The organism is Archangium violaceum (genome assembly GCF_016859125.1).
Taxonomy (GTDB): domain Bacteria; phylum Myxococcota; class Myxococcia; order Myxococcales; family Myxococcaceae; genus Archangium; species Archangium violaceum_A.
Genome location: NZ_CP069338.1, coordinates 2,372,284 through 2,387,346, shown reverse-complemented (window position 1 = coordinate 2,387,346; position 15,063 = coordinate 2,372,284). Strand labels below are relative to the sequence as shown.

General features: G+C 70.5%; 10 protein-coding genes and 1 pseudogene. 6 read left to right on the top strand and 5 right to left on the bottom strand.

Going from position 1 to position 15,063, the window contains the following annotated elements; all coding sequences use genetic code 11:
• Positions 1–52 precede the first annotated feature (52 nt).
• From JQX13_RS10260 to JQX13_RS10245, 4 genes are all read left to right on the top strand, one after another.
• A complete protein-coding gene (locus JQX13_RS10260) occupies positions 53–1,123 on the top strand; it encodes a cysteine hydrolase family protein (protein ID WP_203408854.1) in 1,071 nt (356 codons plus the stop codon).
• A 91-nt stretch (positions 1,124–1,214) separates the two neighbouring features.
• Complete coding sequence (locus tag JQX13_RS10255) at positions 1,215–2,012, top strand: hypothetical protein (protein WP_203408853.1); 798 nt, start codon at positions 1,215–1,217, stop codon at positions 2,010–2,012.
• A gap of 87 nt (positions 2,013–2,099) precedes the next feature.
• Positions 2,100–4,130, top strand: coding sequence for a bifunctional metallophosphatase/5'-nucleotidase (locus JQX13_RS10250; RefSeq protein WP_203408852.1), 2,031 nt, complete (start codon positions 2,100–2,102; stop codon positions 4,128–4,130).
• Positions 4,131–4,252: 122 nt separating this feature from the next.
• A complete protein-coding gene (locus tag JQX13_RS10245) occupies positions 4,253–5,725 on the top strand; it encodes a HAMP domain-containing sensor histidine kinase (protein WP_203408851.1) in 1,473 nt (490 codons plus the stop codon).
• Positions 5,726–5,734: 9 nt separating this feature from the next.
• On the opposite strand, the gene JQX13_RS10240 is transcribed toward JQX13_RS10245, so the two are convergent.
• From JQX13_RS10240 to JQX13_RS10225, 4 genes and pseudogenes are all read right to left on the bottom strand, one after another.
• A complete protein-coding gene (locus JQX13_RS10240; RefSeq protein WP_203408850.1) occupies positions 5,735–6,103 on the bottom strand; it encodes a cation transporting ATPase C-terminal domain-containing protein in 369 nt (122 codons plus the stop codon).
• A 67-nt stretch (positions 6,104–6,170) separates the two neighbouring features.
• Positions 6,171–6,851, bottom strand: a pseudogene (locus JQX13_RS56195) (cation-transporting P-type ATPase); the annotation flags it as partial.
• The gene (locus JQX13_RS10230; RefSeq protein WP_203408849.1) at positions 6,848–7,354 is read right to left on the bottom strand and encodes a universal stress protein; all 507 of its coding nucleotides are present in this window, start codon (positions 7,352–7,354) and stop codon (positions 6,848–6,850) included. The gene JQX13_RS10230 and the pseudogene JQX13_RS56195, both read right to left, overlap by 4 nt.
• Before the next feature lie 20 nt (positions 7,355–7,374).
• Entirely contained in the window at positions 7,375–7,800 is a 426-nt protein-coding gene (locus JQX13_RS10225) for a universal stress protein (RefSeq protein WP_203408848.1), read from the bottom strand.
• Positions 7,801–8,207: 407 nt separating this feature from the next.
• Here JQX13_RS10225 and JQX13_RS10220 point away from each other — a divergent pair, with 407 nt between their 5' ends.
• Together JQX13_RS10220 and JQX13_RS10215 are read left to right on the top strand one after the other, a co-directional pair.
• On the top strand, positions 8,208–8,960 hold the full coding sequence (locus JQX13_RS10220; protein ID WP_203408847.1) for a hypothetical protein: 753 nt from the start codon (positions 8,208–8,210) through the stop codon (positions 8,958–8,960).
• Positions 8,961–9,086: 126 nt separating this feature from the next.
• On the top strand, positions 9,087–10,724 hold the full coding sequence (locus JQX13_RS10215; protein ID WP_203411963.1) for a sigma 54-interacting transcriptional regulator: 1,638 nt from the start codon (positions 9,087–9,089) through the stop codon (positions 10,722–10,724).
• Between the two features lie 458 nt (positions 10,725–11,182).
• Here JQX13_RS10215 and JQX13_RS10210 read toward each other — a convergent pair whose 3' ends face one another.
• The gene (locus JQX13_RS10210) at positions 11,183–15,022 is read right to left on the bottom strand and encodes a serine/threonine-protein kinase (protein ID WP_203408846.1); all 3,840 of its coding nucleotides are present in this window, start codon (positions 15,020–15,022) and stop codon (positions 11,183–11,185) included.
• Between the last annotated feature and the right edge of the window lie 41 nt (positions 15,023–15,063).

Below are 15,063 nucleotides of genomic sequence, written 5' to 3'. Positions count from 1 at the left end.
TGTGTAGATTGAACACTATGTTGGTGTTGTCGATACACGAAGGGGGATGCACATGAAGACGCAGTCGAAGCTCCAGACGCTGCCGCTTCCGTCGTTCTACAAGCCCGCCAATGCCAGCGCGTACGCCTACGGGCCCAATGCCCTGGCGCTCCAGGCCGAGGCCCACGCCTGGCGCGGCGCCCACGGCCTCTCCGCCGCCGCCACCGATTCCTTCAACCTCCACCTGCTCCTCATCGACGTCCAGAAGGACTTCTGCTTCCCCGAGGGCTCCCTCTACGTCGGCGGCCGCTCCGGCCGCGGCGCCATCGACGACAGCCGCCGCATCGCCGAGTTCATCTACAAGAACCTCGGCGCCCTGACGAACGTCACCACCACGCTCGATACCCACTTCGCCTACCAGATCTTCTTCCCGTCCTTCTGGGTCGACCAGAACGACCAGCCCCTCACCGCCTACCGCGAGGTCACTCGCGAGCAGATCGAACGCGGCCTCGTCCGCCCCAATCCCGCCATGGCGAAGTGGCTCTGCGGCGGCAACTACCCCTGGCTCCTCAAGCAGGTGAAGTACTACTGCGAGGAGCTCGAGCGCGCCGGGAAGTACACCCTCTACCTCTGGCCCCCTCACTGCCTGCTCGGTGGTGAGGGGCATGCCATCGCCGGTGTCGTGCAGGAGGCTCGGCTGTTCCACTCGTTCGTCCGCGGCGCCCAGTCCTGGGCCGAGGTCAAGGGCGGCAATCCCCTCACCGAGAACTACTCCGTGCTCCGCCCCGAGGTCCTCTCCCGCCACGACGGGCAGCCTCTCGCCCAGCGCAATACCCAGTTCATCAAGACGCTCCTCACCGCCGATGCCGTCGTCATCGCCGGCCAGGCCGCCAGTCACTGCGTGAAGAGCTCCATCGATGACCTGCTCGGGGAGATCCTCGCCCAGGACGCCGCGCTCGCTCGCAAGGTGTATCTGCTCACGGATTGTATGTCTTCCGTTACCGTCCCCGATGGCAAGGGCGGCTTCGCCGCGGACTTCACTCCCCAGACCGAGGCCGCTCTCAAGCGCTTCGCCGATGCCGGTATGCACCTCGTGAAGTCCACGGATCCGCTCGCCTCGTGGCCGGATCTCCGCATCGCCTAGTCAGCACGGTTCTGTTCGCACGGTTTCCCGGCACGGTTCTACGTACCCTCACCCCGACCCTCTCCCATTGGGAGAGGGAGTGGAGGTTCAGATGAGCTCCTCTTCCCGTAGCTCCAATGTCTCTCAACTCTTCCAGGCCGCTCACTCCGAGGGCATCCTCAGCCCCGCCGCCCTCCAGGCCCTCACCGTCGTCGACCTCGGTGCGCAGATCCAGGCGGGGCTCGGCATCAGCGTCGATGATGTCCAGGCCTCCGAGGTCGTCCTCGTCACCGTCATGCCCGATGACTCCGGCTCCATTCAGCACTCGGGTCATGCCCGCACCGTCTGCGAGGGTCACAACCTCGTCCTCGATGCCCTCCTCTCCTCCCAGCAGAAGGACGGCATCCTCTTCCACACCCGCTACCTCAATGGCTTCGTCCTCAATCCCTTCCGGCCCCTCGAGGACGTCGTCCGCTTGCACTCCAAGAACTATGACCCCGACAAGGGCACGCCCCTCTATGACCAGGCCGTCGTCCTGCTCGGCACCGTGCTCGCCAAGGCCCAGGAGTTCACCCGCAACGGCGTCTCCGCTCGCACCGTCACCCTCCTCATCACCGATGGGGCCGACTGCCACTCGCAGAGCTCCCGCCCCCGCGATGTCGCCGCGCTCGTGAGCGACCTGCGCCGCGCCGAGAACCACATCGTCGCCGCCATGGGCATCGACGACGGCAGCACCGACTTCCGCAAGGTCTTCCGCGAGATGGGCATCGAGGACAAGTGGATCCTCACCCCCGGTCAGAGCGCCCAGGACATCCGCAAGGCCTTCCAGGTCTTCAGCCAGTCCGCCGTCCGCGTCAGCCAGGGCGCCGCCAGCTTCAGCCGTACCGCGCTCGGCGGTTTCGGAGCCTGATTCGTCATTTCTCCTGGCGTGGATTTTTTCGCTACCCTCCGGCCCCTCCCACGGCCGAAGGGCCGTCCCAACCGACGGAACGCATCCATGCTCCATTCGAAGAAACGACCCGTCTTCCTGGCCAGCGCTCTTCTGGCGCTGGCCTTCACCTCGGGCTGTGGCAACACCGAGGAGCCGACGCCTCCTCCTCCCTCTCCTCCGCGGGCCGCCTTCACCTTCCAGGTCCTCCACGCCTCGGACATGGAGTCGGGTCTCCCCGCCACCGAGGATGCCCCGCGCTTCTCCGCCGTGCTGCGCGTGCTCGAGGCGCAGTTCCCCCGCCGGACCCTCAAGCTCGCCAGCGGTGACCTGTGGCTCCCCGGTGTCTTCTTCAACGCCGGAGGTGACCCCGACATGGCGACCGTTCCCGGCGTGGGCACGGCGAGCGCCGGCCGCGCCGACATGGCCATGTTCAACGAGATGGGCTTCCACGCCGCCTCGTTCGGCAACCATGAGTTCGACAACGGCACGCGGGAGATTCGCAACATCATCGCCAGTGATGGCACCTGGTCCGGCGCGAAGTTCCCCTACCTCACGTCCAACCTCGACTTCAGCGCCAACAGCGACCTCAAGGGGCAGGTCGTGCCCGCGGGCACCGAGCTCGATGCCAACGACCCGGGCACGAGTCTGCACAACAAGATCACCCCCAGCGTCATCTACACCCTCGAGGGCCAGAAGGTCGGCATCGTGGGCGCCACCACCCCGCTGCTGCCGAACATCTCCTCTCCGGGCACCGTCGTCACCTCGCCCGCGGACCCTGTCGACCATGACGGGCTGGCCTCCATCATCCAGGCCCAGGTGGACGCGCTGCGCGACTCCGGCGTGGACAAGATCATCCTCATGGCGCACATGCAGCAATACGTCGTCGAGGTGGACGAGCTGCCCAGGCGCCTCGAGGGCGTGGACATCATCATCGCCGGTGGCAACCATGCCGTCTGGGCCGACGCGGATGACGCGCTCTACTCCGGTGATACCGCCACCGTGGAGTATCCACAGTGGAAGACGTCGAAGTCCGATCAGCCCATCGCCGTGTTGAACGTGTCCTCCAACTGGCACTACGTGGGGCGCTTCATCGCCCACTTCGATGAGGCGGGCGTGCTCATCCCGGCGCTGCACAACCCGCTGCAGAATGGTGCCTACGCCACGGACGCGGCGGGTGTCGCTCGTCTCGCGGCGGCCTCCCAGGTGGACCCCGAGGTCAAGGCCATCGCCGAAGGCGTGAAGGCCGTGGTGCTCGCCAAGGACGGCGCCATCTTCGGCAAGACGCAGGTGTACCTCAATGGCCTGCGCACCTCCGTGCGCACCGAGGAGACCAACCTCGGAAACATCACCTCCGATGCGAACCTCTGGTACGCCCAGAAGGCGGATCCCTCCACCGTCATCTCCCTGAAGAATGGCGGCGGCATCCGCGACTCCATCGGCACCGTGGGCACCGGCTCCAACCCCACCTACGGCCCTCCCGCCGCCAACCCCGCCGCCAACAAGCACGAGGGCGACATCAGCCAGCTCGACATCGAGAACAGCCTGCGCTTCAACAACGACCTGGTGCTGGTGACCGTCACCGCGAAGCAGCTCGAGGAGGTGCTCGAGCACTCCGTGGCGGCCGTGTCCCCTGGCGCCACCCCCGGGCAGTTCCCCCAGGTGGGCGGCATCCGCTTCGAGTATGACGCCAGCAAGCCGGCGCAGGTGCTCGATAAGGACTACAACGTCACCACTCCCGGTCAGCGCATCATCAAGGCCGTCATCGTGAACGCGGATGGCACGGAGGAGCTCCTGGTGGAGGATGGCGTCCTCGTGGGCGATGTGGCGCGCACCTTCCGCCTGGTGACGCTCGGCTTCATGGCCGGTGGTGGTGACAGCTACCCGTTCCCCCGCTTCGAGCGGGAGAACGACGGGTTCTACAACCGCGTCTCGCTGGACACCAATCCCGGCAGCAATGGCTTCTCGGACGAGGGCCACGAGCAGAAGGCCTTCGCGGACTACCTCGCCGCGAAGTTCCCCGCCTCGGGTCCGGGCTACTCCGAGGCCGACACCGCCAAGGAGGCCGACGCGCGCATCAAGCCCGTCAGCCAGCAGTAGGCGGGCGGGGACCCTGGTCTCGAAGGCCCCCCCTCCTGCCGAGCGTGGGGGGCCGACACCTCCCGGACACATCTTCTGTCTCTGAGAGGATACGGCGCGGGAGGTCCGCGCCCGGAGGTGCCATGAGTCTCAAGGGGGTCATCACCATGGCGGTGTCCCTGCTGGGCGTGCTCGCCCTGGCGGCCGCTGCCTCGCTCATCACCCTGACGACCTACCTCCACCGCACCACCGAGAGCATGGGCGAGGCGGTGGAGGGCGTTCGTCTCGCCGAAGCGCTCCAGGTGGATCTGCTCTCCCTCGCGCGGTTGCCTGTCTCCTCCCAGCAGCCATCCGCGGACAACGGCCGCTCACTCGCCAGCACGCAGGCCGCCGTCCAACTCCATCTCTCCGAGGCCCGGCGCAACGCCCGGACGGAGCAGGAGCGGGCGTTGCTCGACGAGGTCGAGCGTTCCATCTCCGACTTCTTCCTCGCGCGAGAGGGGTTGGAGAACCAGCCCACGGAGGAGGTGTCCCGGGTGATGGGCCCCCGCATGGAGTCCGCGCTCTCCGTGCTGGACCGGCTCGTCGAGTTCAACGTGCAGGAGGCCCGCGCCGCCCGGGCCCAGGCCGACCGGTGGGATGGCATCGCCGACGTCATCGGCATCGGCGTGGCCTCGCTCCTGGTGCTCGGCGGGGCGGGGCTGCTGCTGTGGATGCGCCGCTTCGTCTTCCGCCCCCTGCTCGACATCAGCCAGGCCATGCGCCGCTTCGGCTCCGGCCGCAAGCGCACCCGCGCCCCCGAGGAGGGCCCCGCCGAGCTGCGCGAGATGGCGCACACCTTCAACGAGATGGCCAACTCCCTGTCACGCCAGCAGGACCAGCAGCTCACCTTCCTCGCGGGCGTGGCGCACGACCTGCGCAATCCCCTCTCCGCGTTGAAGATGTCCGCCGCGCTCGTCACCTCCGGCCGTCCCGTGACCGAGGAGCGCATGCGCAAGACGATGGCGCTCGTGCGGCGCCAGGTGGCGCGGTTGGACCGGATGGTGGGGGACCTGCTCGACGCCACCCGCATCGAGGCCGGCCGCTTCGAGTTGAGCCTGGAGGAGCGCGATGCCCGCGAGCTGGCCACCGAGGTGGTGGAGTTGTACCAGGCCGGGGGTTCCTCCCATGACCTGCGGCTCCTGCTCCCCGAGGAGCCCGTCCTCCTGAGCTGTGACTCCACGCGCGTGGAGCAGGTGCTGCACAACCTGGTGAGCAACGCGCTGAAGTACTCCCCGGGGGGCAGCGTGGTGGAGGTGCGGGTCGAGCGCGCGGGGGACGAGGCGCTGCTGTCCGTGGTGGACCGGGGCATCGGCATCTCGGCCGAGGAGATGCGCCACCTCTTCGCGCCCTTCCGGCGCACGGGGAGGGCGCGCGAGACGGCTCCAGGCGTCGGGCTCGGCCTGTCGGTGACCCGGCGCATCGTGGAGGCCCACGGCGGCCGTATCGAGGTGGACAGCCGTCCCGGCAAGGGCTCCACCTTCCGCGTGCGGTTGCCCCTGTCCCGCGCCGCGGCCCACCCGCCGGAGGCCAGGCCCGGGGAGAGCGCCGCGGGTCCGGCCGACAGCGTGCACTAGCTTTCTTCGTCAGCCACGCACATGGCGGCGCGCCAGCTTCGACAGCTCGAGCATCGTCGCGGGGATGAGGCCCAGCGCGAACGCCAGCCCCAGCTCCCACAGGTGCAGCTCCCCCAGCCCGAACAGCGCGCGCGCGGCGGGCAGCTCGTAGATGGCCAGTTGCAGCCCCGCCGAGAAGAGGACGACGCCCAGCAGCACCCGGTTGGTGAGCGGTCCCACCTCCCAGAAGATGCGCGTGGCGCTGCGCGCGGCGAACGCTCGCATCAGCTCCGCGAACACCAGCGTGGAGAAGGCCAGCGCCCGCGCCCGCTCCACGTGCGCCACCGGGTCCGCCCACACGAAGATCCCCATCACCACCGCCGCCTCCAGCGCGCCCATCAGCAGGCTCCAACGGGGTGTCCGTGTCGCTCGTCGAGGCCAGCAGGTGGGCGATCTTCCCCAGCTCCGTGCGCATGCCGGTGGCCCGCACCTCGGCCACGCCCGTACCGCGCGTCACCGCCGTGCCCAGGAACACCGAGTCCGTGCGCTGCGCCAGCGGCGCGTCCGTGGCCACCGGCATCGCCGCCTTGTCCACCGGCACGCTCTCGCCCGTCAGCGCCGCCTCGTTGGTGGCCAGCGCATGGGCCTCCAGCAGGCGCGCGTCCGCGGCCACCACGTCCCCGGCCTCCAGCAGCAGCACGTCCCCGGGCACCACCTCCGAGGCGGGGAGCTGTACCGCGTAGCCGTCCCGCATCACCCTCGCCCTCGGCGCCGTCATCGAGCGCAGCGCGAGCAGGGCCCGCTCGGCCTTGAACTCCTGCGCGAGGCCGATGAGGGCGTTGAGCACCACGATGGCGCCGATGGCGATGGCGTCCGCGTGCTCCCCCAGCAACGCGGACACGCCGCATGCGCCCAGCAGCAGGAGGATCATCGGCGAGCGGAACTGCTCCAGCAGCACCCCCCACGGCGAGCGCGTCTTCTCCCGTTGGATTTCGTTCCGCCCATGCTCCGCCAGACGCCGCGTGGCCTCGTCCTGGCTCAGTCCCAGGCGGCCCGTTCCGGTGACGTTGACCGGACGCGGCTCTGGCGGGGGTAGCTTGCCCGGGGATGTCTCCTCCCGGGCGGCGGTGGAATTCAGGTCGCTCATCCCGGGCCTCCCGCCGTCGAGGGCGCGAGCGCCCCGGTGGGTGCCTCCTCCACCTCCTCCTCGTGGGTGCGCGCCTTCCTGGGCGTCTCGGGCACGACCATCAGCGGCTTGGGGCATTGCCGCAGCAGCGTGTCCGCCACGCTCCCCAGCAGCGTGCGCGCCAGCGCCCCGCGCGCCCGCGTGCCCACGATGACCAGGTCCACGTCCTCCGCCTCGGCCGCCTTCGAGATGGCCTCCGCCGGCTCGCCGTGGAGCACCGTCACCTCCGTCTGGGGCCCGCTGCGGCCGGTGAGCTGGCGCACCTCCGCCAGCAGTCCGCTCGCGTAGTCCTCGCAGGCGCGCTCGAAGGCGGCGAAGTCCGCCGTCTCACCCTCGGCGATCGAGGGCGGCAGCACGTGCACCAGCGTCACCCGGGCGTTCACCCGCCCGCCGAGGTCCAGCGCCATGCGCGCCGCCTCGCGCGCCACCTCGGTGCTGTCGACCGCCACCAGTATCCGCCTCATCTCGCTTCCTCCGGGCCCGCTCATCGCACCACCACCACGGGTTTGCCGCTCGCGTGCACCACCTGGGTGGCCACGCTGCCGAGCAGCAGCCGTGCCATCGCTCCGTGTCCCCGGCTCCCCATCACCACCATCTGGATGTCCGGAGCCTCCGAGCGGTCATGGATGACGAGCGCCGGCGTTCCCATGCCCAGTTCCGTCTCCACCTCCACGCCGTGGGAGCGCACCTCGTCCGCCAGGGACGCCAGGAGCCGGGTGCCCTCGGTCTGGAGGGAGTCCTGCAACTCGGAGAGCGTCCCCGGGCCGCCGCCGCCCATCGGGAGCACCACCTGCTGCATGACGTACAACAGGACGGCCCCCACCCCGAGCTTCGCCGCCAACGAGGCCCCGAACTCCAGGGCGCGCAGGGACGCGGGGGAGCCATCGACCGCGATGAGGATGCGAGCCATGACCCGCTCCATTCCATGTCCCGTGCCAGCCCATTTCCCAGGCACGGGCACGCCTCGCGCCCGCGAGAGCGCAAGGGCTGCGCGGGCCGGACGCAAGGGTTGCGCTCCGCCCGCTCCTTCTCTTCCAAAGTTGCACACCCCGGTCCCGCGCAGCCGGGGCTTGCAGGCGGGCGCTCGGATGCTCTGGCGCCCGGCTCATGAACAGGCGCCCGGCACTTCGGCGGGTGCACGGGCCGGCGGCTCGGCTGACGTGCCATTGACGCGCCCGTGACGTGTCAGCGCGGACGGGGGCGTCGTCCAAGTCCGCGTATTTCCTGACCCGGAGGGGTGGTGGGCCCGGGTATCCGTGGGAGGCCTCTTCCTTGCTCTGGGGCAGGGCTCCATCCCCTCACAGGAGCGAAGAGAGAATGTTCCACGAAGGTCTGCCTCGTCTGCGTTGGCTTCCGGCCACCGCGGCCCTGTTGTCGCTGGTCGCGTGCGGTGGTGAGGAGGAGCCGACGCCGGAGCCGCAGCAGCCCGCGGCCTGCACCCAGGAGACCTACGACGAGGCCGTCCTCGACGCCGCCGAGCCCACCCAGGAGGATGTCATCGACGGACTCTGGGCCATCACGCCGAGCAATCCGCGTCTGTCGTGGAACGAGGAGCGGAGCGCGGTGCGCATGGTCGCGTGGACCACGTGGACGGGCTACGAGCAGGGGGACAACACGCTGTCGCAGGAAATCTGGGTCACCGCGGTGCCGCAGCTCCAGGAGCTGTGCAGGACGCTGCCGGACGACGCGGCCCGCATCGCGCGCATCAACCAGTTCCTCGGCCTGCCCCCGGCCACCGAGCACGACAACGGGCGGTTCTTCGTCGAGATGTGGGTGAGGCCGGGCGACATGTTCCGGCCTTGCCCGGACGCGGAGATCGACGACACCACGTGCGGCCTGTCCTTCCCCGAGGGCGTATCCGCCGAGCACGAGAGTTGGATCGCCAACACCTACGCCTCGCGCTACGGCTTCTGGCAGACGACGCGCTACCCGTGGACGGGCCTGGGCTACACCTACGACTGGTGCAGCCAGGACACGAAGCACGTGGGCGCCAGCGAGTTCGTCGTCCGCTCCGGCTCGGTCGTCGACGTGACGGCCCTCATCGACCGCGACAGCTACTGCGCGCCCTGACAGGAGACGAGGTATTCTGCCGCCGGACATGTCGGTAGGGCTCCGGCCTGTCCGGCGTGCTCCTTCCGTGCGGTTGTGGGGTGGGGTGGTGTAGACTCCCCCATGGCGAAACTCCCGCCAGCCCCCATGCAGCGCAAGATCTCCGACGACCACTCGACGACCGCCGTGCAAGCACGTGGCAAGGAAGCCCATGCCGCGCGCTCCGTGCCCACGCTGACCATCGTCTCGCACCCACAGCCCCAGCGCATCGGCGAGCGGCTGTTGCTCGAGGCGCTGGCCACCCTGGGCAGGACGGCGTCCGTGTCACGCAATGAGCCGGACTTCTCCCGCCCTGGCAGCCTCCTGGCGCTGCCCCTGGGGGACCCCTTCATCAGCCGCAAGCCCGTGCAGTTCGAGCCCGGAGTGCGCGGTGGCGTGCGGCTGCTCGTGCCCGAGGATGGCACGCAGGTTCACGTCGCCGGGCGCCCCGTCGTCGGGGGCCTGGAGTTCTCGCCCGAGGAGCTGGCCTCGGGCGTGCCGCTCGTGCTCGCCGAACGGGTGGTGGTGCTGCTCCACCTGACGCGCGCGCCCGAGGTGTCCCTCACAGGGGACCTGGGCATGGTGGGTCAGGGCGAGGGCGTGCGCCGCGTGCGCGAGGAGGTCTCCCGCGTGGCGGACCTGAACGTGCCGGTGCTCATCCGGGGCGAGACGGGCTCGGGCAAGGAGCTGGTGGCGCGCGCCATCCACCAGCACAGCCCCCGCCGCGCCGGCCCCTTCATCAGCGTCAACCTGGGTGCCCTTCCCAAGGAGCTGGTCTCCGCCGAGCTCTTCGGCGCGCAGAAGGGCGCGTATACGGGCGCCGCCAAGGACCGCGAGGGCTTCTTCCGCGCCGCCCACGGGGGCACGCTCTTCCTGGACGAGGTGGGCGAGGCTCCACCCGAGGTGCAGGTGGCGCTGCTGCGCGTGCTGGAGACGGGCGAGGTGTTCCCGGTGGGCAGCCATGCTCCGGTGCCCGTGGACGTACGGCTCATCACCGCCACGGACGCCAACCTGGAGGAGCGCATCCGTCAGGGCGTCTTCAAGGCGCCACTGCTGCACCGGCTGGCGGGCTTCGAAATCCAGGTGCCGCCGCTGCGCGAGCGCCGCGAGGACATCGGTCCGCTCTTCCTGCACTTCGCCCGTCAGGAGCTGGAGGCCACGGGGGAGCTGCAGCGGCTGTCGGCCACGGACCCTCGCGCCGAGCCGTGGCTGCCCGCCTCGCTCGCCGTCCGCCTGGTGCGCTACGCGTGGCCCGGCAACATCCGCCAGCTGCGCAACGTCACCCGCCAGCTCATCATCGGCAGCCGTGGCCTGCCCGGCCTGCGCGTCGATGAGCGGCTCGAGCAGGAGCTGGACTCCGCCGCCGCTCCCATCCCCGGGCAGGTCCTCGCCACCGCGCTCCCCTCCCGGCCGGCTCCCGCCTCCGAGGAGCCGGACTCCGCCGATGTCCGAGCCACCCGGCGCAAGCCCTCCGATGTCGGGGAGCAGGAGTTGCTGGAGGCCCTGCGCGCCAGCTCGTGGGATCTCAAGGCGACCGCGGACCGGTTGGGCATTCCCCGCTCCTCCGTCTACGTGCTCATCGAGAAGAGCTCCCTCATCCGCACCGCCAAGGACCTGAGCCCGGAGGAGATCACCCGCTGCTTCCACGAGTGCCAGGGAGACCTGGATCAGATGGTGCGGCGGCTCGAGGTCTCCAAGCGCGCGCTCCAGCGCCGCGTGCGTGAGCTGGGCCTCGCGGAGGCCTGAGCGCGGCTCCCAGGCCCTGTCGCTGACGTGTCCACGCGTGTCCATGACGCGTCCGTGACGCGTCCGCCGGGGCTCCGATGGGGCCGGGAGCACGGTGCTTCCGAGGGGAGCGGCAGGTGGGCCCGTCTGGTACGGTGCCTGCAATCCTCGGAGAGCAACGACCCCTTCAACGTCCCCGTGCGGGACACAGGAGCCAGGGCTCATGGCCGCCACCATCACCGTCATCATCGATGCCGTGACCGGAATCTCGTACGTCCCCAGCAACAAGGTCAGACGGGGCGACACGGTGAACTTCCAACTGACGACCCCCGACGAGGACGCCACGGTGGATTTCGGAACGCACAGCTGTTTCTCCTCGCCCACCCTGTCGATGTCGAGTGGTCCCCAGGCGACGTCCACGGCCTCGCAGCAGGTCGATCTCCATGCCGAGCCGGGCCCGTACCCGTTCACCGTGAAGCTCACGGATCTCTCGAAGGCCGAGGGGATGCAGAAGATGCATCACGGTGGAAACTTCGAGTCGAAGACGGGAGAGCTGGACGTGACGACGGAGCCCCCGCCGCCCGAGGAGGAGGACGAGAAGAAGTAGCAGGCGCGGACTGGGGCACCGGCGGGCCTGCCACGGGCTGCTGCAACGCGGCGAGCTGGTTGCGCCACATGGGTCCGAGGTGGGGGTTGTGCGCCAGGGCCTGCGCCAGGTCCTCCCGGGCCTGGCTCCGCCACGTTCGCCGCTGCTCGGCGGGGGCGGCGGTATCGGCCAGGGCCAGGAGGATGCTCGCTCGCAGGGCTCGAGCCCTGGCCCACCGGGACCGGGTGGCGAGCAGCTGCTCGGCCCACTCGAGGCCGCGCTTCAGGAGCGGGGTGGGGTCGGCGTTCCGGTGCGTTCTCCACTCGGCCCAGGCCCGGTGGAAGTGGCCGGCGGCAAGCCGGTACTCCTGCCGCCGCGGCTCCAGCTCCAGTGCCTGCTGGAAGGCCTCCGCCGCCTCCTCGAAGTCCTCCTCCCTCGCCTTGTCCCGCCGCGCCAACCAGCGGGCCCGCACGCCGCGCGCCTCCGCGAGGTACCGCCAGGCATCGCCGAGGCGCGGATGGAGCTGGCGTGCACGGGCGATTGCTTCCTCTGCACGGTCGAGCTCCGGTCGTGGGTCGCCTCCCTGTTCCAACACATGGGTGGCCATCAGGCCATGCGTCCGGGCCAGGTTGGCCCAGAAGTTGGCATCGCCGGGCAACAGCTCGAGCGCCTTGCGATAGGACTCCACGGCTGTGTGGAGGCTCGGGCCCGGGTCCTCCCCATTCGCGAGCTGGAAGGTGGCCCGTAGGGCGTGTACCTCGCCGAGGTTGTTGTAGGCATAGGCCTGCTGCGGCGCCACGGAGCGGGCCTGCTCGTGAGCCTGTTGGGACTCGGAGAGCAGGGCTTCGGGAGCGCCGCCGTCCTCCCAGAGCTGCTCCGCCTGCCAGAGGAGCACCAGGCCCAGGCCATTGTGGAGCTGTGGCTGCTTGGGGTTGATGGCCAGCCCCTTGCGGTAGAGCGTCAGGGCCTTCTCGATGTCCGGCGCGGGGTCCTCGCCCCGGTCGCGGCGCCGGTAGGCGAGTTGAGTGGAGACAGTGGCGCCCTGGAAGCAGGCCACGAGATGGGTGGGGTTGAGGGTCAGCGCCCGCTCGAGCGCGTCCCGGGCCCGCTCCAGGTCCCCCGGCACGTCGGGCGCGTGAGGGCGCGAGGCCCGCTGGCGGTAGGCACTGCCCAGGTTGATCCACGCATCCGCCTGGCGCTCGTCCAGCTGGATGGCCGCGAGGTACGCGTCGATGGCCTTCCCCAGATGGACGAAGGGGTCCCCCCCATGCTCGCTCTCATAATCGGCCCAGACCCTGTGGGTCACGCCGAGGTTGGCGTAGAAGGCGTAGTCGCGCTCCTCGGGGCGGAGACGTTCGAAGGACTCGATGGACTGGCGGAGCTGCTCGCGGGGATCCTCCCCCTGCTGTTGCCGGTAGCGGGCCCACAGCCGCCAGATGACGGCCAGCTGCAGTGGGACGCGGGCTCTCGGGGGCGCGAGCTCCTGGGCGGCGCGTGCGGCGGCGATGGCCTTCTCCAGCAGCGGCTCCACGTCCCTGGCGCTCTGGGTGATGCGCTGTTCGGCGAGCCGGCGGTGGAAGCCCGACTCCAGCATCAGGGCACGGTAGGAGTCCGGCGCGGCGGCGAGCGCGTGGGACAGGGCCTCCAGGCCCCGGTGGTAGTGGGGCAGGATGTTCCCCTGACCGTACAGCTCGATGACGAGCGCGGCGAGCTCCAGCCGCCCCAGGGCGTAGTGCGCGGCGGGTTCGCTCTCGGCCGTGGCGATGGCGGTGGCATAGGCCTGGCGGCCGGCTGCGAGGTCCGCCTGGGCGCCAGCGCTGTCTCCCTGGTTCCATCGGTGGGTGGCCCGGGCCAGGAGGATGTCACCCCGGAGCAGGGGGGCCTCGTAGAACCACGGCTGCGTGGAGCCCAGGGTGTCCAGGTGGGCCAGTGCCTCCTCGTAGCGGGCTTCATGGAAGGCGAAGAGCGCCTTCACATAGGAAGGCGGGGCGTGGACGTCGACGCCCTCGGCCTGCCGCAGGTACGCGAGCGCCGGATCCCGGTAGCGCTGCTCGAGCTGGCGGCGGCGGGCCTCGCGCTGCTCGGGACTGCGGCGCTCCACTTCCAGCAGGAGCTGGTCCCGGTAGAGATTGCCCAGCACCAGCGCGAGCGCCCAGGCCACCCGGGGCTCGCGGTAGCCGAGCTCCCACGCGGACTCGAGCCGCTCGCGCGCGCCCTCCAGGTCATCCAGGGAGAGCAGCGCGCGGCCCAGGGCGTACTGGCCCGGCCCCCGGGCCCGAGGGCCGGCCTGACGCACCTCGGCCTCCAGGGCGTTCATCTCCGCGCGGAGGGCCTTCCGGTCCTCGCGCGTGTCGTGCAGTCGCGACAGGGCGGAGTAGCGCGCCGAGGCCTCGATGCGTTCCACGCGCTCGGTGAAGCGGCGGGAGAGCCGCTCACGCTCGGCCACCTCGTGGCGGGCGAGGACGGCCTGACCGAGGGCCAGCGTCACCACGAGCAGCGCGCCCGTGCCGAGTGACAACGCCACCCGGTGCTTGCGGACCTTCTTGCGCAGCCGGTAGCCCAGTCCCTGGCGGGCCAGCACCGGCTCGCCTCCGAGGAAGCGCTCCAGGTCCTCGACGAGAGCGCGCGCCGAGTCGTAGCGGGCCGAGCGCTCCTTCTCCAGACACTTGAGGACGATGGCCTCCAGGTCGGAGGGGATGTCCTCGTCGAGCGCGCGCGGCGGGCGGAGCTCGTCGGACTGGATGCGGGTGATGACCTCCAGGGCGTTGGCGCCGGTGAAGGGAGGCTGTCCGGTGAGCAGCGCGTAGAGCGAGGCGCCCAGGGCGTAGACGTCCACGCGCCTGTCCAACCGGGACACCTCGCCCCGGGCCTGCTCGGGGGCCATGTAGTGGGGGGTGCCCAGCACCGCGCCCGTGGCCGTGCCCTCGTCGCGCCAGTCGCGCGCGAGACCGAAGTCCATGACGAAGGGGGCCAGGCCCCCGTCCTCGGTACGCTCCACGAGGATGTTGGCGGGCTTGATGTCGCGGTGGATGAGGCCGGCGCGGTGGGCGGCGTGAACGCCCTCGGCGGCCTGGCGCAGCACCAGCACCTTCTGCTCCAGGGTGAGCGAGTCCGCGAGCTGTCCCAGCGGCTGCCCATCCACGTACCGCATGGCGATGAAGCCCCGGCCCTGCACCTCGCCGACCTCGTACACCTCGCACACGCGCTCGTGACGCACGCGGGCCTGGGCGCGGGCCTCGGCGAGGAAGCGGCGCGCGAGCTCGGGATCCTCGCCGCGCACGAACTTGAGGGCCACGTTGCGGCGCAGCAGCGGATCATACGCGAGGAACACCAGGCCCATGCCGCCCTGGCCGAGGAAGCGCACGGGCTGGTAGCGGTCCCAGTCCGGCACCGGGAAGGCGGGCTCGCGAGGCTCCTCGGACGATGTGACGGGTGAGGGGGGCGCGCTGCCGGGAGTGCCGGGGGCCAGGGTGTCGGCCTCCTCGGGCCGGGAGCCACCCGTGGCCGTGCCTTCGTGCCGGCCCGTGCCCTCGCGGGAGAGCTCCTCGCGCAACAGGAAGAGGGTATCCTCGGAGAGCACGCCCTGCTCCCTCAGCAGCTCCAGGGGGCTTCGCTCCAGGCGGAGTGCCTCCGCGCGCAGGGCCACCGCCTCCTCTTGCGAGAGCAGTCCCTCGTCCACCGCGAGGAGCAACTCCTCGTCGTACACCTCGGGCCTCGTCCCTGTCGTCCCCACGGGGGCAGCATACAAGACAACGGGGGTCCACCCGGCCAGGT

What these genes read in the sequence shown, in the direction of transcription:
- JQX13_RS10260 (WP_203408854.1), top strand. Translation starts at nt 53, where the DNA reads ATGAAGACGCAGTCGAAGCTCCAGACGCTGCCGCTTCCGTCGTTCTAC.
- JQX13_RS10255 (WP_203408853.1), top strand. Translation starts at nt 1,215, where the DNA reads ATGAGCTCCTCTTCCCGTAGCTCCAATGTCTCTCAACTCTTCCAGGCC.
- JQX13_RS10250 (WP_203408852.1), top strand. Translation starts at nt 2,100, where the DNA reads ATGCTCCATTCGAAGAAACGACCCGTCTTCCTGGCCAGCGCTCTTCTG.
- JQX13_RS10245 (WP_203408851.1), top strand. Translation starts at nt 4,253, where the DNA reads ATGAGTCTCAAGGGGGTCATCACCATGGCGGTGTCCCTGCTGGGCGTG.
- JQX13_RS10240 (WP_203408850.1), bottom strand. Translation starts at nt 6,103, where the DNA reads ATGGGCGCGCTGGAGGCGGCGGTGGTGATGGGGATCTTCGTGTGGGCG.
- JQX13_RS10230 (WP_203408849.1), bottom strand. Translation starts at nt 7,354, where the DNA reads ATGAGGCGGATACTGGTGGCGGTCGACAGCACCGAGGTGGCGCGCGAG.
- JQX13_RS10225 (WP_203408848.1), bottom strand. Translation starts at nt 7,800, where the DNA reads ATGGCTCGCATCCTCATCGCGGTCGATGGCTCCCCCGCGTCCCTGCGC.
- JQX13_RS10220 (WP_203408847.1), top strand. Translation starts at nt 8,208, where the DNA reads ATGTTCCACGAAGGTCTGCCTCGTCTGCGTTGGCTTCCGGCCACCGCG.
- JQX13_RS10215 (WP_203411963.1), top strand. Translation starts at nt 9,087, where the DNA reads ATGCAGCGCAAGATCTCCGACGACCACTCGACGACCGCCGTGCAAGCA.